This window comes from Streptomyces sp. NPDC059010 (assembly GCF_042740355.1).
In the GTDB taxonomy this organism is placed as follows: domain Bacteria; phylum Actinomycetota; class Actinomycetes; order Streptomycetales; family Streptomycetaceae; genus Streptomyces.
On sequence record NZ_JBHYJA010000025.1, the window covers coordinates 1 to 20,421 of the forward strand.

The window sequence follows — 20,421 nt, forward strand, 5'->3', positions numbered from 1 at the left end:
GGCCGCAACCCAAATGTCCCGCCCACCCCGGCGGCACGTTTCTGCTGAAAGAACTCAACCCTGGGGGAGTGCTCAGCTCTCCTCGGCGTGGGAGACCGCGCGACGCGCGTCCGCGTCCAGCACACCCCAGCTGATCAGCTGCTCGGTGAGGACCGAGGGGGACTGGTCATAGATGACGGCGAGTGTGCGCAGGTCGTCCTGGCGGATCGAGAGCACCTTGCCGTTGTAGTCACCGCGCTGCGACTGGATCGTCGCGGCGTACCGCTGCAGCGGACCCGCCTTCTCGGCCGGCACATGGGCCAGCCGCTCCAGGTCCAGGACCAGCTTCGGCGGCGGCTCGGCCGCACCGCCCGGGGTGGTCCCCGGCAGCAGCTCCTGCACCGGAACGCCGTAGAAATCCGCCAGCTCGGCGAGGCGCTGCACGGTCACGGCGCGGTCGCCGCGCTCGTACGAACCGACCACGACGGCCTTCCAGCGTCCCTGGGACTTCTCCTCGACACCGTGAAGAGAAAGGCCCTGCTGGGTGCGGATGGCCCGGAGCTTGGCCCCGAGCTGTTTGGCGTATTCGCTGGACATATAGCTCCCCGGCACTGGGTCGACGCGACTGGCTTGGGTTCCATGCCGCGCGGTTGGTAACTCACTGTGAGGTTACGCAGCGTTACTCTGGCGCGTCAAGCCGAATGGTCCACACCGACGCTTCCGTGCTATCGGTGGCCGATTGGGCCAGGGGGGTGATGGGAGGCGTGTCGGTGGCCTGCTACGGTGGATGGCGCAAACCAGACGTCCTTTAAGGTCCGTCCCGTGAGGCGGAGAAGGAGGTCCTTTTCGTATGGACAGGCAGCAGGACACTCAGGCGTCCGACGCCAGGCCCGTTCTCGAAGGCCCTGACATCGCGCGGGTGTTGACCCGCATCGCCCACGAGATCGTCGAACGCGCCAAGGGCGCCGACGACGTGGTGCTCCTCGGCATTCCCACCCGAGGCGTCTTCCTCGCCCAGCGGCTCGCCGCCAAGCTGGAGGAGATCACCGAGCGCAAGATCTCGCTCGGCTCGCTCGACATCACCATGTACCGCGACGACCTGCGCATGCACCCGCCGCGTGCGCTGGCCCGCACCGAGATCCCCGGTGACGGCATCGACGGGCGCCTCGTCATCCTCGTCGACGACGTCCTCTTCTCCGGCCGCACCATCCGCGCCGCCCTCGACGCGCTGAACGACATCGGGCGCCCGCGCGCGGTCCAGCTCGCGGTCCTCGTCGACCGCGGCCACCGCGAACTGCCCATCCGCGCCGACTACGTCGGCAAGAACATCCCCACGTCGCTGCGGGAGACGGTCAAGGTCCAGCTCGCCGAGGAGGACGGTCGCGACACCGTGCTGCTCGGCGCCAAGCAGACCTCCCAGTAGCGCCCAAGGCGTACGGCTCTGCCGTACGCCCGCTCAGTGCGCCCTCGCGCGTACCCGTCTGCCCCGAATCCTCCTGAATTAACTGCCTTACGGAGCCTGACAGATGCAGCGTCATCTCATCTCGGCCGCCGACCTCACCCGCGACGACGCCGTCCTGATCCTCGACACCGCCGAGGAGATGGCCCGGGTCGCCGACCGGCCGATCAAGAAGTTGCCGACCCTGCGCGGCCGGACCGTCGTGAACCTCTTCTTCGAGGACTCCACGCGCACGCGTATCTCCTTCGAGGCGGCCGAGAAGCGGCTGTCCGCGGACGTCATCAACTTCACCGCGAAGGGATCGAGCGTCTCCAAGGGCGAGTCCCTGAAGGACACCGCCCAGACCCTGGAGGCCATGGGCGTCGACGCCGTGGTCATCCGGCACGGTGCCTCCGGAGCGCCGTACCGGCTGGCCAACTCCGGCTGGATCGACGCCGCCGTCATCAACGCCGGCGACGGCACCCACCAGCACCCGACCCAGGCCCTGTTGGACGCGTTCACCATGCGGCGGCGCCTGGTCGGCCGGGACGCCGGGCTCGGCCAGGACCTCTCCGGCAAGCGCATCACGATCGTCGGCGACATCCTGCACGGGCGGGTCGCCCGCTCCAACGTCGACCTGCTGCACACCCTCGGCGCCGAGGTCACCCTGGTCGCCCCGCCGACCCTGGTGCCGGTCGGCGTCGAGACCTGGCCCTGCGAGGTGTCGTACGACCTCGACTCCACGCTGACCAAGTCCGACGCGGTGATGATGCTGCGCGTGCAGCGCGAGCGCATGAACGCCGCGTTCTTCCCGACCGAGCGCGAGTACTCGCGGCGCTACGGCCTGGACGGCGACCGCATGGCGCGGATGCCCGAGCACGCCATCGTGATGCACCCCGGCCCGATGGTGCGCGGCATGGAGATCACCGCCGAGGTCGCCGACTCGGAGCGCTGCACCGCCATCGAGCAGGTCGCAAACGGAGTCTCCATCCGGATGGCCGTTCTGTATCTGCTGCTGGGCGGCAACGAGCCCGCCGTCACCCACACCCGTACCGAGGAGAAGTAGAACCGATGACCAAGATCCTGATCCGTGGTGCGAGGGTGCTCGGCGGCGAGCAGCAGGACGTGCTGATCGACGGTGCCGTCATCGAGGCCGTCGGCACGGGGCTCTCGGACGAGGGCGCCCAGGTCGTCGAGGCGGCGGGCAAGGTGCTGATGCCGGGTCTGGTCGACCTGCACACGCATCTGCGCGAGCCCGGGCGCGAGGACTCCGAGACCGTGCTGACCGGCACGCGCGCGGCGGCCTCCGGCGGCTTCACGGCCGTGTTCGCCATGGCCAACACCTTCCCGGTCGCCGACACCGCCGGTGTCGTCGAGCAGGTCTACCGGCTCGGCCAGGAGCACGGTTACTGCGATGTGCAGCCGATCGGCGCCGTCACCGTCGGGCTGGAGGGCAAGAAGCTCGCCGAGCTGGGCGCCATGCACGAGTCGGCCGCGGGCGTCACCGTCTTCTCCGACGACGGCAAGTGCGTCGACGACGCCGTGATCATGCGGCGGGCGCTGGAGTACGTGAAGGCCTTCGGCGGTGTCGTCGCCCAGCACGCGCAGGAGCCGCGGCTCACCGAGGGCGCCCAGATGAACGAGGGCGTCGTCTCCGCCGAGCTGGGTCTCGGCGGCTGGCCCGCGGTGGCCGAGGAATCGATCATCGCCCGGGACGTCCTGCTTGCCGAGCACGTCGGATCCCGTGTCCACATCTGCCACCTGTCGACCGCCGGCTCGGTCGAGATCGTCCGCTGGGCCAAGTCCCGCGGCATCGACGTCACCGCCGAGGTCACCCCGCACCATCTCCTCCTCACCGACGAGCTCGTGCGCTCCTACAACCCGGTCTACAAGGTGAACCCGCCGCTGCGCACCGAGCGTGACGTGATGGCGCTGCGCGAGGCGCTCGCCGACGGCACGATCGACATCGTGGCCACCGACCACGCCCCGCACCCGCACGAGGACAAGGACTGCGAGTGGGCCGCGGCCGCCATGGGCATGGTCGGCCTGGAGACCGCGTTGTCAGTGGTGCAGGAGACCATGGTGGACACCGGGCTCCTCACCTGGGCCGGGGTCGCCGAGCGCATGTCCTTCAAGCCCGCGCAGATCGGGCGGGCGAAGGGCCACGGCCGTCCCGTCTCGGCTGGTGAGCCCGCCAACCTCACGCTCGTCGACACGGAATACCGTGGGTCCGTGGACCCCGCGGGCTTCGCCTCGCGCAGCCGCAACACTCCGTACGAGGGGCGTGAGCTGCCGGGCCGTGTGACGCACACGTGGCTCCGGGGCAAGGCCACGCTCGTCGACGGGAAGCTCACGTGACACCTGCAACACTGCTCGCAGCCGGAACCGGGCTCGCGGCCGAACAGAAGTCGGCCGAAGTGACCGACTGGGCCGCCCGCATCGGCTGGGTCGTCGGACTCCTCCTCTTCGTCGCGCTCGTCTACTGGCTGATGCGCGAGGGCTGGAAGTGGCGCGGCACGCTCCAGGGCGACCTGCCCGAGCTGCCCAGCGCGCCGGACGACCCCGGCCCGGCCAGACTGAGCATGAGCGGCCGCTACCACGGCTCCACCACCGCCGGTCAGTGGCTGGACCGCATAGTGGCGCACGGCCTCGGCACCCGCAGCCGGGTCGAGGTCACGCTGACGGACACGGGACTGGACGTCGTACGCCCCGGCGCGACCGACTTCTTTGTCCCGGCCGCGCAGCTGCGCGAGGCCCGGCTCGACAAGGGCATCGCCGGCAAGGTCCTCACCGAGGGCGGGCTGCTCGTCGTGACCTGGGCGCACGGCGAACGGCTGATCGACTCAGGGTTCCGCTCGGACCACGCGGCCGAGCACAACGAATGGGTCGACGTCATTAACTCCATGATCAAGAACAACAGCACGGAAGGCGCCGAACGATGACGACCTCCACTAGGGGAGCCTCGAAGGTTCCCGCGGTACTCGTCCTGGAGGACGGCCGGATCTTCCGGGGCCGTGCCTACGGGGCCGTGGGGGTGACCTTCGGCGAGGCCGTGTTCTCCACCGGCATGACCGGCTACCAGGAGACCCTCACCGACCCGTCGTACCACCGCCAGGTCGTCGTGATGACCGCCCCGCACGTCGGCAACACCGGCGTCAACGACGAGGACCCGGAGAGCAAGCAGATCTGGGTCGCCGGCTACGTCGTGCGCGACCCCGCGCGCGTGCCGTCCAACTGGCGGGCCAAGCGCTCGCTGGACGACGAGCTGCGCCACCAGGGCGTCGTCGGCATCTCCAACATCGACACGCGCGCGTTGACACGCCATCTGCGTGAGCGCGGCGCCATGCGCGTCGGCATCTTCTCCGGCAACGCGCTGCCCGACGAGGGCACCATGCTCGCCGAGGTCCGCCAGGCGCCCGAGATGAAGGGCGCGAATCTCTCCGCGGAGGTCGCCACCAAGGAGACGTACGTCGTCCCGGCGATCGGCGAGAAGAAGTTCACCGTCGCCGCGGTCGACCTCGGCATCAAGGGCATGACCCCGCACCGGATGGCCGAGCGCGGCATCGAGGTGCACGTGCTGCCAGCCAGGGCCACCGCCGAGGACGTGTACGCCGTGAACCCCGACGGCGTGTTCTTCTCCAACGGCCCCGGCGACCCGGCCACCGCCGACCACCCGGTCTCCGTCATGCAGGCGGTCCTGGAGCGCGGCACCCCGCTCTTCGGCATCTGCTTCGGCAACCAGATCCTCGGCCGCGCCCTCGGCTTCGGCACCTACAAGCTGAAGTACGGCCACCGCGGCATCAACCAGCCCGTGCAGGACCGTACGACGGGCAAGGTCGAGGTCACCGCGCACAACCACGGCTTCGCCGTGGACGCCCCGACCGACAAGGTCTCCGAGACCCCCTACGGCCGCGCCGAGGTCTCCCACGTCTGCCTCAACGACAACGTGGTGGAGGGACTCCACCTCCTCGACAGGCCGGCCTTCAGCGTCCAGTACCACCCCGAAGCGGCAGCGGGCCCGCACGACGCCGCCTACCTGTTCGACCGCTTCGTATCCCTGATGGAGGGCCAGCGTGCCTAAGCGCACCGATATCCAGTCCGTCCTGGTCATCGGCTCCGGCCCGATCGTCATCGGCCAGGCCGCCGAGTTCGACTACTCCGGCACGCAGGCGTGCCGTGTCCTGAAGTCCGAGGGCCTGCGCGTCATCCTCGTGAACTCCAACCCGGCGACGATCATGACCGACCCTGAGATCGCCGACGCCACCTACGTCGAGCCGATCACCCCGGAGTTCGTCGAGAAGATCATCGCCAAGGAGCGGCCGGACACGCTGCTGCCCACCCTGGGCGGCCAGACGGCCCTCAACACGGCGATCTCGCTGCACGAGAACGGCGTGCTGGCGAAGTACGGCGTCGAGCTGATCGGCGCCAACGTCGAGGCCATCCACAAGGGCGAGGACCGCGACCAGTTCAAGGTGGTCGTCGAAGCGGTCAACGCCAAGATCGGCCACGGCGAGTCCGCCCGCTCGGTCATCTGCCACTCCATGGACGACGTCCTCAAGGGTGTCGAGACGCTCGGCGGCTACCCGGTCGTCGTCCGCCCGTCCTTCACCATGGGCGGCGCCGGTTCCGGCTTCGCGCACGACGAGGAGGAGCTGCGCCGCATCGCCGGCCAGGGCCTCACGCTCTCCCCGACCACCGAGGTGCTCCTGGAGGAGTCCATCCTCGGCTGGAAGGAGTACGAGCTGGAGCTGATGCGCGACAAGCACGACAACGTCGTGGTCGTCTGCTCCATCGAGAACTTCGACCCGATGGGCGTGCACACCGGTGACTCGATCACCGTCGCGCCCGCGATGACGCTCACCGACCGCGAGTACCAGATCCTGCGCGACATCGGTATCGCCGTGATCCGTGAGGTCGGCGTCGACACCGGTGGCTGCAACATCCAGTTCGCGGTGAACCCCGAGGACGGTCGCGTGATCGTCATCGAGATGAACCCGCGCGTGTCGCGGTCCTCGGCGCTCGCCTCCAAGGCGACCGGCTTCCCGATCGCCAAGATCGCCGCCAAGCTGGCCGTCGGCTACAGCCTCGACGAGATCCCGAACGACATCACGCAGGAGACCCCGGCCTCCTTCGAGCCGACGCTCGACTACGTGGTCGTGAAGGCCCCGCGGTTCGCCTTCGAGAAGTTCCCGAGCGCCGACTCCACCCTCACGACCACCATGAAGTCGGTCGGCGAGGCCATGGCCATCGGCCGCAACTTCACCGAGGCCTTCCAGAAGGCGCTGCGCTCGCTGGAGAAGAAGGGCAGCCAGTTCACGTTCGTCGGCGAGCCCGGCGACAAGACCGCGCTGCTCGAAGAGGCGGTCCGCCCGACCGACGGCCGGATCAACGCCGTCATGCAGGCCATCCGCGCGGGCGCCACCCCGGAGGAGGTCTTCGATTACACGAAGATCGACCCCTGGTTCGTCGACCAGCTCTTCCTGATCAAGGAGATCGCCGACGAGCTCGCCGAGGCCCCGAAGCTCACCCCCGAGCTGCTCGCCGAGGCCAAGCGGCACGGCTTCTCCGACCAGCAGATCGGCGAGATCCGCGGGCTGCGCGAGGACGTCGTGCGCGAGGTGCGGCACGCCCTCGGCATCCGCCCGGTCTACAAGACGGTCGACACCTGCGCCGCCGAGTTCGCCGCGCGGACGCCGTACTTCTACTCCTCCTACGACGAGGAGACCGAGGTCGCCTCGCGCGAGAAGCCGGCCGTCATCATCCTGGGCTCCGGTCCCAACCGCATCGGCCAGGGCATCGAGTTCGACTACTCCTGTGTCCACGCCTCCTTCGCGCTGAGCGACGCCGGGTACGAGACCGTGATGGTCAACTGCAACCCGGAGACCGTCTCCACGGACTACGACACCTCCGACCGCCTGTACTTCGAGCCGCTGACGCTGGAAGACGTGCTGGAGATCGTCCACGCGGAGCAGCAGGCCGGTCCGGTGGCGGGCGTGGTGGTCCAGCTGGGCGGCCAGACCCCGCTGGGTCTGTCGCAGGCCCTGAAGGACAACGGTGTGCCGATCGTGGGCACCTCGCCGGAGGCGATCCACGCGGCCGAGGACCGGGGCGCCTTCGGACGCGTCCTCGCCGAGGCGGGCCTGCCGGCCCCCAAGCACGGCACCGCGACCACCTTCGCGGGCGCCAAGGCCATCGCGGACGAGATCGGCTACCCGGTCCTCGTACGGCCCTCGTACGTCCTCGGCGGGCGCGGCATGGAGATCGTCTACGACGAGACCCGGCTGGAGTCCTACATCGCCGAGTCGACCGAGATCAGCCCCTCGCGGCCGGTCCTCGTCGACCGGTTCCTGGACGACGCCATCGAGATCGACGTCGACGCGCTCTACGACGGCACCGAGCTCTACCTCGGCGGCGTCATGGAGCACATCGAGGAGGCCGGCATCCACTCCGGCGACTCGGCGTGCGCCCTGCCCCCGATCACCCTGGGCGGCTTCGACATCAAGCGCCTGCGGGCCTCGACCGAGGCCATCGCCAAGGGCGTCGGCGTGCGCGGCCTGATCAACATCCAGTTCGCGATGGCCGGCGACATCCTCTACGTCCTCGAAGCCAACCCGCGCGCGTCCCGCACCGTCCCCTTCACCTCGAAGGCGACCGCGGTGCCGCTGGCGAAGGCCGCCGCCCGGATCTCGCTGGGCGCGACCATCGCCGAACTGCGCACGGAGGGGCTCCTTCCGGCGACCGGCGACGGCGGCGAACTGCCGCTCGACGCGCCGATCTCCGTCAAGGAGGCCGTCATGCCGTGGTCGCGCTTCCGCGACATCCACGGCCGCGGCGTCGACACCGTCCTCGGCCCGGAGATGCGCTCCACCGGCGAGGTCATGGGCATCGACTCCGTCTTCGGCACGGCGTACGCGAAGTCGCAGGCGGGCGCCTACGGCCCGCTGCCCACCAAGGGCCGCGCCTTCATCTCGGTCGCCAACCGCGACAAGCGCTCGATGATCTTCCCGGCCCGTGAGCTGGTCGCCCACGGCTTCGAGCTGATGGCCACCTCCGGCACCGCCGAGGTCCTCAAGCGCAACGGCATCAACGCCACGGTCGTGCGCAAGCAGTCCGAGGGCGAAGGCCCGAACGGCGAGAAGACCATCGTCCAGCTCATCCACGACGGCGAGGTCGACCTCATCGTCAACACCCCGTACGGCACCGGCGGCCGCCTCGACGGCTACGACATCCGTACGGCGGCCGTGGCGCGGTCGGTCCCGTGCCTGACGACGGTCCAGGCGCTCGCCGCCGCCGTCCAGGGCATCGACGCCCTCAACCACGGTGACGTGGGCGTCCGTTCGCTCCAGGAACACGCGGAACACCTGACCGCGGCCCGCGACTAGCAGCCCTGAGGGGGACACCGGAAACGGTGTCCCCCTCTTCATGAGGCTCACCGAGGCTTCGAAGAGGACAACACGATGTACAAGCTTTTCTTCCGTCTGGTTTTCAAACGGATGGACCCGGAGCAGGCCCACCACCTGGCCTTCCGCTGGATCCGCTTCGCCGTCCGCATTCCCGTGCTGCGCACCTTCGTCGCCGCCGCCCTCGCACCCCGGTACGAGGAACTGCGCACCGAGGCCTTCGGGCTGCGTATGCACGGCCCCTTCGGGCTCGCCGCCGGGTTCGACAAGAACGCGGTCGCCATCGACGGGATGTCGATGCTGGGATTCGACCACGTCGAGATCGGCACGGTCACGGGGGAGGCGCAGCCGGGCAACCCCAGGCAGCGGCTGTTCCGGCTCGTGAAGGACCGCGCGCTGATCAACCGCATGGGCTTCAACAACGAGGGCTCGCTGGCCGTGGCGGCCCGCCTGGCGTCCCGTGAGCCGGTCTTCAGGACCGTCGTCGGCGTCAACATCGGCAAGACCAAGGTCGTCCCGGAGGCGGAGGCCGTCGGCGACTACGTGAAGTCGACCGAGCGGCTGGCGCCGTACGCCGACTACCTGGTCGTCAACGTCTCCTCGCCCAACACGCCCGGCCTGCGCAACCTGCAGGCCACAGAGGCCCTGCGACCGCTGCTGAGCGCCGTCCGCGAGGCCGCCGACCGTACGGTCACCACCCGCCGCGTCCCGCTCCTGGTGAAGATCGCCCCGGACCTCGCCGACGAGGACGTCGACGCCGTCGCCGACCTGGCCGTCGAGCTGGGACTGGACGGGATCATCGCCACGAACACCACCATCGCGCGCGAGGGGCTCGGTTTGAAATCCGAACCCTCCCTCGTCAAGGAGACCGGCGGTCTCTCCGGCGCACCCCTGAAGGCACGCTCCCTGGAGGTGCTGCGGCGCCTGTACGCGCGCGTGGGCGACCGGATCACCCTGGTGGGCGTCGGGGGCATCGAGAACGCCGAGGACGCCTGGCAGCGCATCCTGGCGGGCGCCACGCTGGTCCAGGGATACAGCGCCTTCATCTACGAGGGCCCCTTCTGGGGCCGCGCCATCCACAAGGGCCTCGCCGCTCGGCTCCGCACCAGCCCGTACGCCACCCTCGCCGACGCGGTCGGCGCCGACGTCAGGAAGGCAAGGAAGTCCGCATGAGTGCTCTGGAACCCTTTGGCACCCGACTCCGCCGGGCCATGGACGAGCGCGGCCCGCTGTGCGTCGGCATCGACCCGCACGCCTCGCTGCTCGCCGAGTGGGACCTGAACGACGACGTGGCCGGCCTGGAGCGGTTCAGCCGCACGGTCGTCGAGGCGATGGCCGACCGGGTCGCCGTGCTCAAGCCGCAGAGCGCGTTCTTCGAGCGCTTCGGCTCGCGCGGCGTCGCGGTACTGGAGAAGTCGGTCGAGGAGGCGCGGGCGGCCGGGGCGCTGGTCGTGATGGACGCCAAGCGCGGCGACATCGGCTCGACCATGGCCGCGTACGCCGAGTCCTTCCTCCGCAAGGACTCCCCGCTGTTCTCGGACGCGCTGACCGTCTCGCCGTACCTCGGCTACGGCTCGCTCTCACCGGCCGTCGCGCTCGCCCGCGAGAGCGGCACCGGCCTGTTCGTGCTCGCGCTGACCTCCAACCCGGAGGGCGGCGAGGTCCAGCACGCGATCCGCGCGGACGGCCGCAACGTCGGGGCGACGATGCTGGCCCACCTGGCGGCCGAGAACACGGGGGAGGAGCCCATGGGGTCCTTCGGGGCGGTCGTCGGCGCCACGCTCGGCGATCTGTCCACGTACGACCTCGACATCAACGGTCCGCTCCTCGCGCCCGGCATCGGCGCGCAGGGCGCCACGCCGGCCGATCTTCCGCGCGTCTTCGGCGCCGCGGTGCGCAATGTCGTGCCGAACGTCAGCCGGGGAGTGCTGCGACACGGACCCGACGTCGTCGCGCTGCGTGAGGCCGCGTCACGCTTCGCCGACGAGGTCCGGGACGCCGTGTCGGGCGTCTGACCGCCGTCCGGGGTGTTCGAGGCGGTCAAACGAGTCCTCCGATGAGTGACTCCGGGTCGGCTTGAGTCTGAATACATCCTCAAATCCAGGGCATTATGTCCTAAATGTCCGGCCTGATGGAGGCTGACCAGGACTTTTCCGCTGTTCTCGCTGACTCTGGCGGACTTGCCCGCTAGTCTCCGACGAGAGTCAACGGGCAAGCGTGTTGTTCGTGGCTCCCCAGGTGTGGGGCGACTAGGTTCCTCACCGGTCCGTATCCGACAGTTCGACATCCGAGGTGACGTAGGCGTGGCTCTTCCGCCCCTTACCCCTGAACAGCGCGCAGCCGCGCTCGAAAAGGCCGCCGCGGCTCGCCGGGAGCGGGCCGAGGTCAAGAATCGACTCAAGCACTCCGGCGCCTCCCTGCACGAGGTCATCAAGCAGGGCCAGGAGAACGACGTCATCGGCAAGATGAAGGTCTCCGCCCTGCTTGAGTCCCTGCCGGGCGTGGGCAAGGTCCGCGCCAAGCAGATCATGGAGCGACTCGGCATCTCCGAGAGCCGCCGCGTGCGCGGTCTCGGCTCGAACCAGATCGCCTCCCTGGAGCGTGAGTTCGGCAGCACCGGCTCCTGAGTCCGGGTCACTCCGGACCGGGAGTCCCGGGCACTCCGGGATTGCTGGAATAATCGCTGCATGAGTGAACGTCCGCGGCTGACCGTGCTCTCCGGCCCCTCCGGGGTCGGCAAGAGCACGGTCGTCGCCCATATGCGCAAGGAACACCCCGAGGTCTGGCTCTCGGTGTCGGCGACGACCCGCAAGCCCCGCCCCGGCGAGAAGCACGGAGTCCACTACTTCTTCGTCACCGACGAAGAGATGGACAAGCTGATCGCCAACGGTGAGCTGCTGGAGTGGGCCGAGTTCGCCGGCAATCGCTACGGCACGCCGCGTGCGGCCGTGATCGAGCGGCTGGAGGCGGGTGAGCCCGTTCTCCTGGAGATCGACCTCCAGGGCGCGCGGCAGGTCCGCGGGTCCATGGCCGAGGCTCAGCTGGTGTTCCTGGCTCCTCCCTCCTGGGAGGAGCTCGTGCGCAGACTCACCGGACGTGGTACCGAGCCGCCCGAAGTGATCGAACGCCGTCTGGACGCGGCGAAGGTCGAGCTGGCGGCCGAGCCCGAGTTCGATATGACCTTGGTCAACACCTCCGTCGAGGACGTGGCGCGCGAGCTGCTAGCCTTGATGGAAGTTGTGTGATCGTGCCTGATCGTTTCGAGGCTTGATCATTCACCCCGATTCTTTCCCATCCATCGGAAGGTAGAGCGTGTCCTCTTCCATCTCCGCGCCCGAGGGCATCATCAACCCGCCGATCGACGAGCTTCTTGAGGCCACGGACTCGAAGTACAGCCTCGTGATCTACGCGGCCAAGCGGGCCCGCCAGATCAACGCGTACTACTCGCAGCTCGGCGAGGGCCTCCTTGAGTACGTCGGTCCGCTCGTCGACACCCACGTGCACGAGAAGCCGCTCTCGATCGCCCTGCGCGAGATCAACGCGGGTCTGCTGACGTCCGAGGCCGTTGAGGGCCCGGCGCAGTAAGTAGTATTTACAGCTTTGAGCTGGCTTTTCCACAGGCCCGGCAGCGCGACTGTCGGGCCTGTGGTGTGTAGTGGAGTCGTGCGCCGATCCCTGGCGCACATGAGCCGATTCCGGGGAGAGACGGTGGACAAGCCGAAGGTCGTTCTGGGGGTCAGTGGCGGCATCGCCGCGTACAAGGCCTGTGAGCTGCTGCGCAGGCTCACGGAGTCCGGCCATGACGTGCGTGTCGTGCCCACCGCCTCCGCCCTGCACTTCGTCGGCGCCGCCACCTGGTCCGCCCTGTCCGGCCACCCCGTCTCGACGGAGGTCTGGGACGACGTCCACGAGGTCCCGCACGTCCGTATCGGCCAGCAGGCCGACCTGGTGGTCGTCGCCCCGGCCACCGCCGACACCCTCGCCAAGGCCGCCCACGGCCTCGCCGACGACCTGCTGACCAACACCCTGCTCACCGCCCGCTGCCCGGTGGTCTTCGCCCCCGCCATGCACACCGAGATGTGGGAGCACCCGGCCACCCAGGAGAACGTGGCGACGCTGCGCCGACGCGGCGCGGTCGTCATCGAGCCCGCCGTCGGCCGTCTCACCGGCGTCGACACCGGCAAGGGCCGGCTGCCCGAGCCCGGCGAGATATTCGAGGTCTGCCGCCGGGTGCTGGCCCGGGGCGTGACCGAGCCGGATCTCAAGGGGCGGCACGTCGTCGTCAGCGCCGGCGGCACACGCGAGCCCCTCGACCCGGTCCGCTTCCTCGGCAACCGCTCCTCCGGCAAGCAGGGCTACGCCCTCGCCCGCACCGCCGCAGCCCGGGGCGCCCGGGTCACGCTGATCGCGGCCAACACGGGGCTGCCCGACCCGGCCGGCGTGGACGTCGTACAGGTCGGCACGGCCGTGCAGCTGCGCGAGGCGGTCCTGAAGGCGGCCGCGGACGCCGATGCGGTGGTGATGGCGGCGGCCGTCGCGGACTTCCGCCCGGCCGTCTATGCCGCCGGAAAGATCAAGAAGAAGGACGGCGAGGACCCGGAGCCCGTCGTTCTGGTGCGGAATCCGGACATCCTCGCGGAGATCTCGACCGACCGCGCCCGCACCGGCCAGGTCGTCGTCGGCTTCGCCGCGGAGACGGACGACGTCCTGGCGAACGGCCGCAGAAAGCTGGAGCGCAAGGGATGCGACCTCCTCGTGGTGAACGAGGTGGGCGAGCGCAAGACCTTCGGCTCCGAGGAGAACGAGGCCGTCGTCCTCGGCGCCGACGGCAGCGAGACACCCGTACCGCACGGGCCCAAGGAAGCCCTGGCCGAAATCGTATGGGACCTGGTGGCGGGGCGACTCGGGTGAATGTTTGATGCGCTGGGGTTCTCCCTAGACCCTTGCTCGATTCGGGTGTGGCGCCCCTGGTCAAGGGCGCGTGACATTGGGCAGAATGCCCGTGCCGCAGGTCACAGCGCTCCCGAGAGGCGAGACAGGGGGTCCGTGACCGAGCACGACAGATAAACTGTCCTCGGACGACGCCGGGCGCAGCCCCCGAGCCCGTCCACAAATGATCAGCCAGCAGCCGCTGCAACCCCAGGGAGCGTTGTGTCCCGTCGCCTGTTCACCTCGGAGTCCGTGACCGAAGGTCACCCCGACAAGATCGCTGACCAGATCAGCGACACCATTCTCGACGCGCTTCTGCGTGAGGACCCGTCTTCCCGGGTCGCCGTCGAAACCCTGATCACCACCGGCCTCGTGCACGTGGCCGGCGAGGTCACGACCAAGACGTACGCGGACATCGCGACGCTGGTCCGCAACAAGATCCTGGAGATCGGCTACGACTCCTCGAAGAAGGGCTTCGACGGCGCCTCCTGCGGCGTCTCCGTCTCGATCGGCGCGCAGTCGCCGGACATCGCGCAGGGCGTCGACACGGCCTACGAGTCCCGGGTCGAGGGCGACGAGGACGAGCTGGACCGCCAGGGCGCCGGTGACCAGGGCCTGATGTTCGGCTACGCGACGGACGAGACGCCGACGCTGATGCCGCTGCCGATCTTCCTGGCGCACCGCCTGTCCAAGCGACTCTCCGAGGTCCGCAAGAACGGCACGATCCCCTACCTGCGCCCGGACGGCAAGACGCAGGTCACCATCGAGTACGACGGCGACAAGGCGGTCCGTCTGGACACCGTGGTCGTCTCCTCGCAGCACGCGAGCGACATCGACCTGGAGTCGCTCCTCGCGCCCGACATCCGGGAGTTCGTGGTCGAGCCGGAGCTGAAGGCGCTCCTCGACGACGGCATCAAGCTGGACACCGACGGCTACCGCCTGCTGGTCAACCCCACCGGCCGCTTCGAGATCGGCGGCCCGATGGGTGACGCGGGTCTGACCGGCCGGAAGATCATCATCGACACGTACGGCGGCATGGCCCGCCACGGCGGTGGCGCCTTCTCGGGCAAGGACCCGTCCAAGGTGGACCGCTCGGCGGCGTACGCGATGCGCTGGGTCGCCAAGAACGTCGTCGCGGCCGGCCTGGCCTCGCGCTGCGAGGTGCAGGTGGCGTACGCGATCGGCAAGGCCGAGCCGGTCGGCCTGTTCGTGGAGACCTTCGGTACGGCCAAGGTCGAGACCGAGAAGATCGAGAAGGCCATCGACGAGGTCTTCGACCTGCGCCCGGCCGCGATCATCCGCGACCTGGACCTGCTCCGCCCGATCTACGCCCAGACGGCGGCCTACGGTCACTTCGGCCGTGAGCTGCCCGAGTTCACGTGGGAGCGGACGGACCGGGTGGAGGCGCTGCGGAAGGCCGTGGGCCTGTAAGACCTGATCCCAGGCTTGTGCGAGGTCCGGTTCCTACGGGAACCGGGCCTCGTTCGTGTTTCCGGGCGCGGTCTGCTCCTCGGCGAGCGGGCTACTCCTCGGTGACAGGTCCGATGTCCGTCGATGACTCGTCCGAATCGCCCCCGTCCCCATCCCCACCCCCCTCCCCGTCCCGGTCCTTGTCGTCGTTTGCGCCCTCGTCCGGTGGGGCGAACCGTTTACGGATCTCCTCCGCCGCCTCCGGGTTCTTCTCCTTGATCGCCATCGCCACCTGATCGGCGACCATCATGCAGTCGTCGGCACCGGGCTTGAAGCCCAGCCCCTGCATGAAGTCGGTGAACAGATCGGCCGGACCGTGCGACGTCTCGGCGGCAGGAGCCTCGGGGAAGGCGTCCGGCACGAGATGCCGGAAGGGCTCGGCGACCTGCTCGTTGTTGGCCGCTGACGTCAGCTGGGCGAGCAGCCCGATGTCCCCGACGGTCTTCGCCACCTGGTCGTCGTTCTTGGCCAGCCACCAGACCACGGCACGTCCCGTGTCCCGCAGGACGTCGTCGCCCAGATAGGCACGACGGCTCTGCTCCCATTTACGCTCGTGCTCCCACAGCTCCTCGTCCTTGCGGATGGCGGCGAGACGGTCCAGTCGGGTCTGGTCCTCCTCCGAGAGCCGGAGTACGACGTCCAGGGCCATGGCCCGGATGTGCCCGCTGCGGTCGGGGTGCATCTCGGCCAGCGCTCCGCTCAGTTCGTGCTGAACGAGCGAGCTGCGGAAGGGATCGCAGACGGCGGTGATGTCCCGGGCCCGGGCGAGTACGGCTTCCACCGCGAGGCCGCCGTGGTGGGTGCCGGTCTCCTGCGCGTAGGGCTTCTCGGGGCACCAGCGGATGGTCGCGGACAGCAGGAAGTCGTAGTCCTCCAGCGAACTCGGCAGCGCAACGTCCTGCACGGACAGCTCGCGCCGCTCCACGTCCGGCACCGGCGGCGCCGTCACCGTGTCGGAGACCGGCTTCCCCCGGTTCGCCCGCGACGCCGCGACCGTGGCCCCTGCCCAGGACGCTCCCAGGAGGACGACGGCGACGGGCCAGGCCCAGATCGGCCAGGACACATACAGACCGAGGATCAGAACGAGCATCGAGCTGATCAGCATCAGAAAGACGGACACGGTCTTCTGACCGGAACTCATGGCTGAGGATCCTCCTGCGACTTGGACCGCCGTGACAGGCCTGCTCGCTGTGCCTCATGGATCCTGGACAGGAGAAGGCCGGCCTCTTCGGCGGAGAGGGAGGTGCGGGCCGTGGCGTAGATCTGGCGGAGGGCGGCGTAATGGTCGGCGGCGGCGTCGGCCAGCACGTTCAGGGCGTGGCGGATGAGCGCCGGGTCGTCGGAGCCGCTCGCCGAAGTGATCCACTGCCGGACACACGGCAGCCACATCGCGCTGTCGATGCGCCCCAACACGTCCGTCCAGCACCCCGTGAGCCACTCCCGGGTCACGGGATTGCGAAGGAAGGAGTGCGGGGGCCGGGTCGGTACGGCGATGAGGTCGAGGAACAGCAGGGCGTCGAAGCCCTTGTGCCTGAGGTCGGGCGGGGAGAAGACGAACAGGCGGAAGAGGAGATAGCGCTGGAGCCGTAGGTCCTGTGCGACGTATCCCAGCAGGGCGTCGCGGGCCTTGTACCCGGGGGACGGTTCTCGGCGGGCCAGGTGGTGCAGGCGGACGACGGCCTGTTCCGGGTGGCGCACCGACATGACCCGGGCGCACACCAGGATCAGGACTTGGCGTAGTCCGGCCGTGATCGAGTTCGTCGACCAGTCGTAGATCCTCCTGCGGAAGTATTGGCTGGTGTCCTCGTTCTGAACACCCCAGCGGAGCAACTTCGCAGCGGCGAGCAGGTATGTCGCTCTGCCGTCTCGTTTCTCCGCCCAGGCCGAGGCGGTACGGAACACGTCGTCCCGGTCGGTGGCCAGACACAGCTCCGCGAAACGGATGACCAACCGGGTGTGGTCGGTGTCGGGGAGCTGCGCCAGGGCGAGCACCTGGTCCACCCACTCCCGCAGTGGCTCGCGCAGGTCCGGCATGTTCAGCCAGAAGTGGCGGCGCACGGCATGGTCGTAGCGGAGCTTCTCGAAGCGCACACAGGCCGTGTCGTCGCGGGTCGCGCCGACCTTGCGCAGGCGCTCGGTGAGCCCCCTGTGTTCGAGGAGCGGCCGGTCGTCCTGCGGGATGCCGAGGAGTTCCTGGAGGAGTGCCGTGGCCCGGTGGACGATGTCGGCGGGTGCACCGTGCAGCATGGCGACGGTCAGCAGTAGCGCCCGCTGGGAACCTTTCCGCAGTCCGGGGACGAAGGAGTCGACCTCCATGGCCCGGGCGGTCTGCGCCGCGACGGCCAGGTTGCACCAGCCCGTGAAGGAGCCGTCCGGAGGCAGCGACTTGCGCGCCTCCAGGATGAGATCGGCCAGCCGTGCCAGCTCACGCATGGGCGGGCGGCCGATCAGGTAGTCGTGCAGCGTGGGCGGAACCGTACGGGGATGGCCGATCGTGATGCCGTGCGCGCGGAGGTGGGCGGCCACCACGTCCAGCTCGTCGGGACGGTTGACCGGCTTGCGGTATCCGGTGAAGTCCGGACTCAACTGGTCCGCGTAGGAATGCGGGAGCACGACGGCCAGATACGCCCGCTTGTCCACGAGGATCTTGTGAAAGCCGAGGAGTCTGTCGTGGTACTGCTTCCACAGGGCTTCGTCTTCCGCCGACAGGTCCAGCAGCATGCGGTCCCCTTCCCCGACGAGGCCGGGGGAGAGGATTTCCGGTGATTTTCCCTCGACAACGGTGGCGATCTCTTTGTAGATCCCCGTGCCGCGCGGGAGCTCCCGCAGCAGGACACGGGCCGCCGTGATCCTGCCGTTCCCCGGGGTGCCGTCGAGGAAGACGATGTTGTGCTGTTCCAGCGTGTCGTAGGCGTCGTTGAGGTCAGGAGGGCGGGCGAACCGCTGTTGGAGGCGGCGTAGTTGCTGTTCGGCCACCTGACGGGGCGGGGCGGACGTCGGCGGGATGGCCTTGTCGATGCGGATGTTGTACTGGTCGCGAAACTGGTTCGTCGTTCCCGGCTGTGCCGGTTCGTCGCCCGATGGACCGGGGACATCGGTCATCACTCGCCGCCCTCGGCCGGAGGCGTGGCGCCGAAGCCCTGGCGGATGCCGCCGTGACTGTCTCCCGCCACGTAGTTCGAGCCGGTTCCCGTCTGATGGACGGTGTGGTTGCTGTGGCGCGATTCGGCGGGGCCGATGTGGAAGGTGCTGCCCGTGACCGGACCCGTCTGCGTCGCGTACGAGTTCTTCAGATCGCCCGTGCTGTTGTCGGTCGCCGCCGGCGCTTCCGGCTCGGTAGTCGTGCGGTCGGCGTCGGCGAGCGCGGGGACGAGATCGGCGAGTTGGTCGCCGATGTGCTTCAGGTCGCGTTCGTCGGTCTGGTGGTCGTAGCGGAGGGTCTGGCAGTCGGTGAGCCACAGGAGAGCGTCGGGCAGGTCGCGCTTGGCCGGCCGTTCGGTGCGTCGGCCGATCAGCACGGGGATGATCCGGATGTCGTGGCGGAACGCTTCCAGGATCTCCTTGGTGACCCAGTCGTCGTCATGGCCGAGCGTGGGCTTGTCCAGCCAGTGGTCGCCTATCAGGGCGAGGAGGACGGAGCTGCGGCGTACGTTGTTGACCAGGTCGTGGTCGAACGCGTCACCGGGCGCGATCGAGCGGCTGGCGCGGTAGACGTGGCCGTCGCCGAAGCGCGCACGGAGTGCGTTGTCCAGCGTCGCCGCGGCCTGTTCGCCGTCACCGGTGCGGTAGTTGATGAAGATTTCGGGCATGACGGAATGACCTCTCTGTCTGGGGACGGAAGGGCGCCGGTCAGAGTTCCGGCGGGGTGAGGGCGGCCGTGAGCGAGGCCGCGACCGCTTGGTAGGCGGGACGGCTGGGGTGCCGGGCCAGGACGCGGGCGAGACGACGCAGGTCGTTCGCGATGGTCTCGGAGCCCACGCAGGCCGTGTTCCGCAGCAGGTGACCGGTCAGCTCGCAGGCGTGATCGATCTCTCCGGCCAGGGCGTGGGCGAGGGCACGCCGGGCGCCGTAGCGGGCCTGGTTCCGCAGGGCGTGCGCCGGAAGGCGGGCGCACTCGGCGTCGAGGATGTCGGCCGCTTGCCGGGGCCGGCCGAGATCCACCAGACACCAGCCCGTCACCAGGGACACCGGGTCGCTCAGGTACGTCGGACCGAGGACGGGCGCGCCGGGCTCGGATGTCTCGGCGGCGGCCAGACCGAAGAGGTCACGGGCTTGGTCGAGACGGCGCATGCAGGCGTCGTGGTCGCCGCCCAGGGCGTGCCCCTGGCCCACGCGCTGTGCCGCCAGGGCGCGGACACGAGGCGGAAGGCCGCTGGTCAGCGCTCCTTCGGCCAGGTCGATGGTGTCGGTCGACTCCCCTCGGTAGTAGGTGATCAGTGCGTGCCGGACCAGGGCGTACGACGCCAACTGACGGTCGCCCGCCGATTCGGCGAGGTCCACGGCATGGCTGGTCCAGCGCGCGGCCGCCGCTTCGTCGCCGGCCTCCTGCGCCATCCAGCCCGTGTACTCCGCGAAGCGCGCCGCCAGGTTCAGCAGGCCCGCGGCCGTACGGCCGCTCGTGCGTGCGGCCAGCCCCCGCAGCGCGCTCGTCTGCTCGGCCAGGGTCGGCAGCAGGGCCCTCGGTGACGACATCTGGCCGATGCGCCGGTACTGGTCGAACAGGGTGCGGTAGGCGTCGAGCAGCGGCCGGTCGGAGGGTGCCGGGTGCGGGGGAGCGGTGGGGCCGATGCCGAAGACGGACAGGGCGCCGGCGGCCATCAGCTGCCGTCGGGAAGGCGGCGGTGAAGGAGCGTCGCCCGGACGCTCGGTCGGTATCTCGTGCATGACTCCTGCCTGGTCGGGGACGGGGAGTCGGCCGGTACGACGTCGGTGGCCGCGCGTGGGGGCGAGGGCCTCCAGCGTGCCGCCGGTGTCCAGCACCACGTCGCACAGCCGGGCGAACTCGGGTGTCGCTCGCTGCTGCCCCGTCTCGATCTTGCTGATCTGCCCCTTGCTGTAGTGCACCGAGGAGGCGAACCGCGTCAGCGTGAACCCGGCCGACATCCGTAAGCGGCGCAGTTCGGCGCCGAACACAGGCGGCTGCTCCAGCATGTGATCCCCCTTCATGCCGACGCGGCCACTGTGCTGGGCGTGCGGCGTCGCGAT

The 20,421-nt window shown here is 69.4% G+C and carries 18 protein-coding genes; 13 read left to right on the top strand and 5 right to left on the bottom strand.

Going from position 1 to position 20,421, the window contains the following annotated elements; genetic code table 11:
- Window positions 1-72: 72 nt before the first annotated feature.
- Window positions 73-576: a transcriptional regulator BldD gene (gene bldD / locus ACFWYS_RS26015; RefSeq protein ID WP_004002691.1), complete on the bottom strand. Its 504-nt coding sequence runs from the start codon at window positions 574-576 to the stop codon at window positions 73-75.
- Window positions 577-829: 253 nt separating this feature from the next.
- Between bldD and pyrR the strand changes: the two genes are divergently transcribed.
- The 13 genes from pyrR to metK all read left to right on the top strand — a co-directional run bounded on the left by pyrR (window position 830) and on the right by metK (window position 15,177).
- A complete protein-coding gene (gene pyrR / locus ACFWYS_RS26020; RefSeq protein ID WP_272118285.1) occupies window positions 830-1,402 on the top strand; it encodes a bifunctional pyr operon transcriptional regulator/uracil phosphoribosyltransferase PyrR in 573 nt (190 codons plus the stop codon).
- A gap of 103 nt (window positions 1,403-1,505) precedes the next feature.
- Window positions 1,506-2,483 (top strand): aspartate carbamoyltransferase catalytic subunit, encoded by a 978-nt coding sequence (locus ACFWYS_RS26025; RefSeq protein ID WP_384773524.1) that lies wholly within the window; start codon window positions 1,506-1,508, stop codon window positions 2,481-2,483.
- 5 nt (window positions 2,484-2,488) lie between these two features.
- Entirely contained in the window at window positions 2,489-3,775 is a 1,287-nt protein-coding gene (locus ACFWYS_RS26030; protein WP_384773527.1) for a dihydroorotase, read from the top strand.
- Window positions 3,772-4,359: a hypothetical protein gene (locus tag ACFWYS_RS26035; protein WP_384773530.1), complete on the top strand. Its 588-nt coding sequence runs from the start codon at window positions 3,772-3,774 to the stop codon at window positions 4,357-4,359. The genes ACFWYS_RS26030 and ACFWYS_RS26035 overlap by 4 nt, the downstream gene beginning before the upstream one ends.
- Window positions 4,356-5,498 (top strand): glutamine-hydrolyzing carbamoyl-phosphate synthase small subunit, encoded by a 1,143-nt coding sequence (gene carA / locus ACFWYS_RS26040; protein ID WP_384773533.1) that lies wholly within the window; start codon window positions 4,356-4,358, stop codon window positions 5,496-5,498. The genes ACFWYS_RS26035 and carA overlap by 4 nt, the downstream gene beginning before the upstream one ends.
- Entirely contained in the window at window positions 5,491-8,799 is a 3,309-nt protein-coding gene (gene carB, locus ACFWYS_RS26045) for a carbamoyl-phosphate synthase large subunit (RefSeq protein ID WP_384773538.1), read from the top strand. Before carA ends, carB begins: the two co-directional genes overlap by 8 nt.
- Before the next feature lie 75 nt (window positions 8,800-8,874).
- Complete coding sequence (locus ACFWYS_RS26050) at window positions 8,875-9,990, top strand: quinone-dependent dihydroorotate dehydrogenase (protein ID WP_384773541.1); 1,116 nt, start codon at window positions 8,875-8,877, stop codon at window positions 9,988-9,990.
- Window positions 9,987-10,832 carry an orotidine-5'-phosphate decarboxylase gene (gene pyrF / locus ACFWYS_RS26055; RefSeq protein ID WP_384773544.1) on the top strand — a complete coding sequence of 282 codons (846 nt, stop codon included), beginning with the start codon at window positions 9,987-9,989 and terminating at the stop codon, window positions 10,830-10,832. The genes ACFWYS_RS26050 and pyrF overlap by 4 nt, the downstream gene beginning before the upstream one ends.
- 288 nt (window positions 10,833-11,120) lie before the next feature.
- The gene (locus ACFWYS_RS26060) at window positions 11,121-11,444 is read left to right on the top strand and encodes an integration host factor (RefSeq protein WP_003977346.1); all 324 of its coding nucleotides are present in this window, start codon (window positions 11,121-11,123) and stop codon (window positions 11,442-11,444) included.
- Window positions 11,445-11,504: 60 nt separating this feature from the next.
- Window positions 11,505-12,062, top strand: a complete 558-nt coding sequence (gene gmk, locus ACFWYS_RS26065) for a guanylate kinase (RefSeq protein ID WP_384773547.1) — start codon at window positions 11,505-11,507, stop codon at window positions 12,060-12,062.
- 67 nt (window positions 12,063-12,129) lie between these two features.
- The gene (gene rpoZ, locus ACFWYS_RS26070) at window positions 12,130-12,402 is read left to right on the top strand and encodes a DNA-directed RNA polymerase subunit omega (RefSeq protein WP_003988945.1); all 273 of its coding nucleotides are present in this window, start codon (window positions 12,130-12,132) and stop codon (window positions 12,400-12,402) included.
- A gap of 123 nt (window positions 12,403-12,525) precedes the next feature.
- On the top strand, window positions 12,526-13,728 hold the full coding sequence (gene coaBC / locus ACFWYS_RS26075) for a bifunctional phosphopantothenoylcysteine decarboxylase/phosphopantothenate--cysteine ligase CoaBC (RefSeq protein ID WP_384773549.1): 1,203 nt from the start codon (window positions 12,526-12,528) through the stop codon (window positions 13,726-13,728).
- A 240-nt stretch (window positions 13,729-13,968) separates the two neighbouring features.
- On the top strand, window positions 13,969-15,177 hold the full coding sequence (metK, locus tag ACFWYS_RS26080) for a methionine adenosyltransferase (protein ID WP_384773552.1): 1,209 nt from the start codon (window positions 13,969-13,971) through the stop codon (window positions 15,175-15,177).
- A gap of 91 nt (window positions 15,178-15,268) precedes the next feature.
- On the opposite strand, the gene ACFWYS_RS26085 is transcribed toward metK, so the two are convergent.
- The 4 genes from ACFWYS_RS26085 to ACFWYS_RS26100 are packed head-to-tail and all read right to left on the bottom strand — an operon-like array spanning window position 15,269 to window position 20,367.
- Complete coding sequence (locus ACFWYS_RS26085) at window positions 15,269-16,357, bottom strand: hypothetical protein (protein ID WP_384773555.1); 1,089 nt, start codon at window positions 16,355-16,357, stop codon at window positions 15,269-15,271.
- On the bottom strand, window positions 16,354-18,318 hold the full coding sequence (locus ACFWYS_RS26090; protein WP_384773558.1) for a hypothetical protein: 1,965 nt from the start codon (window positions 18,316-18,318) through the stop codon (window positions 16,354-16,356). Before ACFWYS_RS26090 ends, ACFWYS_RS26085 begins: the two co-directional genes overlap by 4 nt.
- Window positions 18,318-19,025, bottom strand: a complete 708-nt coding sequence (locus tag ACFWYS_RS26095) for a toll/interleukin-1 receptor domain-containing protein (RefSeq protein ID WP_384773561.1) — start codon at window positions 19,023-19,025, stop codon at window positions 18,318-18,320. Before ACFWYS_RS26095 ends, ACFWYS_RS26090 begins: the two co-directional genes overlap by 1 nt.
- Before the next feature lie 40 nt (window positions 19,026-19,065).
- The gene (locus ACFWYS_RS26100) at window positions 19,066-20,367 is read right to left on the bottom strand and encodes a helix-turn-helix domain-containing protein (RefSeq protein ID WP_384773564.1); all 1,302 of its coding nucleotides are present in this window, start codon (window positions 20,365-20,367) and stop codon (window positions 19,066-19,068) included.
- Between the last annotated feature and the right edge of the window lie 54 nt (window positions 20,368-20,421).

Coding starts and splice junctions, on each gene's coding strand:
- bldD (WP_004002691.1), bottom strand. CDS start 576: ATGTCCAGCGAATACGCCAAACAGCTCGGGGCCAAGCTCCGGGCCATC.
- pyrR (WP_272118285.1), top strand. CDS start 830: ATGGACAGGCAGCAGGACACTCAGGCGTCCGACGCCAGGCCCGTTCTC.
- ACFWYS_RS26025 (WP_384773524.1), top strand. CDS start 1,506: ATGCAGCGTCATCTCATCTCGGCCGCCGACCTCACCCGCGACGACGCC.
- ACFWYS_RS26030 (WP_384773527.1), top strand. CDS start 2,489: ATGACCAAGATCCTGATCCGTGGTGCGAGGGTGCTCGGCGGCGAGCAG.
- carA (WP_384773533.1), top strand. CDS start 4,356: ATGACGACCTCCACTAGGGGAGCCTCGAAGGTTCCCGCGGTACTCGTC.
- ACFWYS_RS26050 (WP_384773541.1), top strand. CDS start 8,875: ATGTACAAGCTTTTCTTCCGTCTGGTTTTCAAACGGATGGACCCGGAG.
- pyrF (WP_384773544.1), top strand. CDS start 9,987: ATGAGTGCTCTGGAACCCTTTGGCACCCGACTCCGCCGGGCCATGGAC.
- gmk (WP_384773547.1), top strand. CDS start 11,505: ATGAGTGAACGTCCGCGGCTGACCGTGCTCTCCGGCCCCTCCGGGGTC.
- ACFWYS_RS26085 (WP_384773555.1), bottom strand. CDS start 16,357: ATGAGTTCCGGTCAGAAGACCGTGTCCGTCTTTCTGATGCTGATCAGC.
- ACFWYS_RS26090 (WP_384773558.1), bottom strand. CDS start 18,318: ATGACCGATGTCCCCGGTCCATCGGGCGACGAACCGGCACAGCCGGGA.
- ACFWYS_RS26095 (WP_384773561.1), bottom strand. CDS start 19,025: ATGCCCGAAATCTTCATCAACTACCGCACCGGTGACGGCGAACAGGCC.
- ACFWYS_RS26100 (WP_384773564.1), bottom strand. CDS start 20,367: ATGCTGGAGCAGCCGCCTGTGTTCGGCGCCGAACTGCGCCGCTTACGG.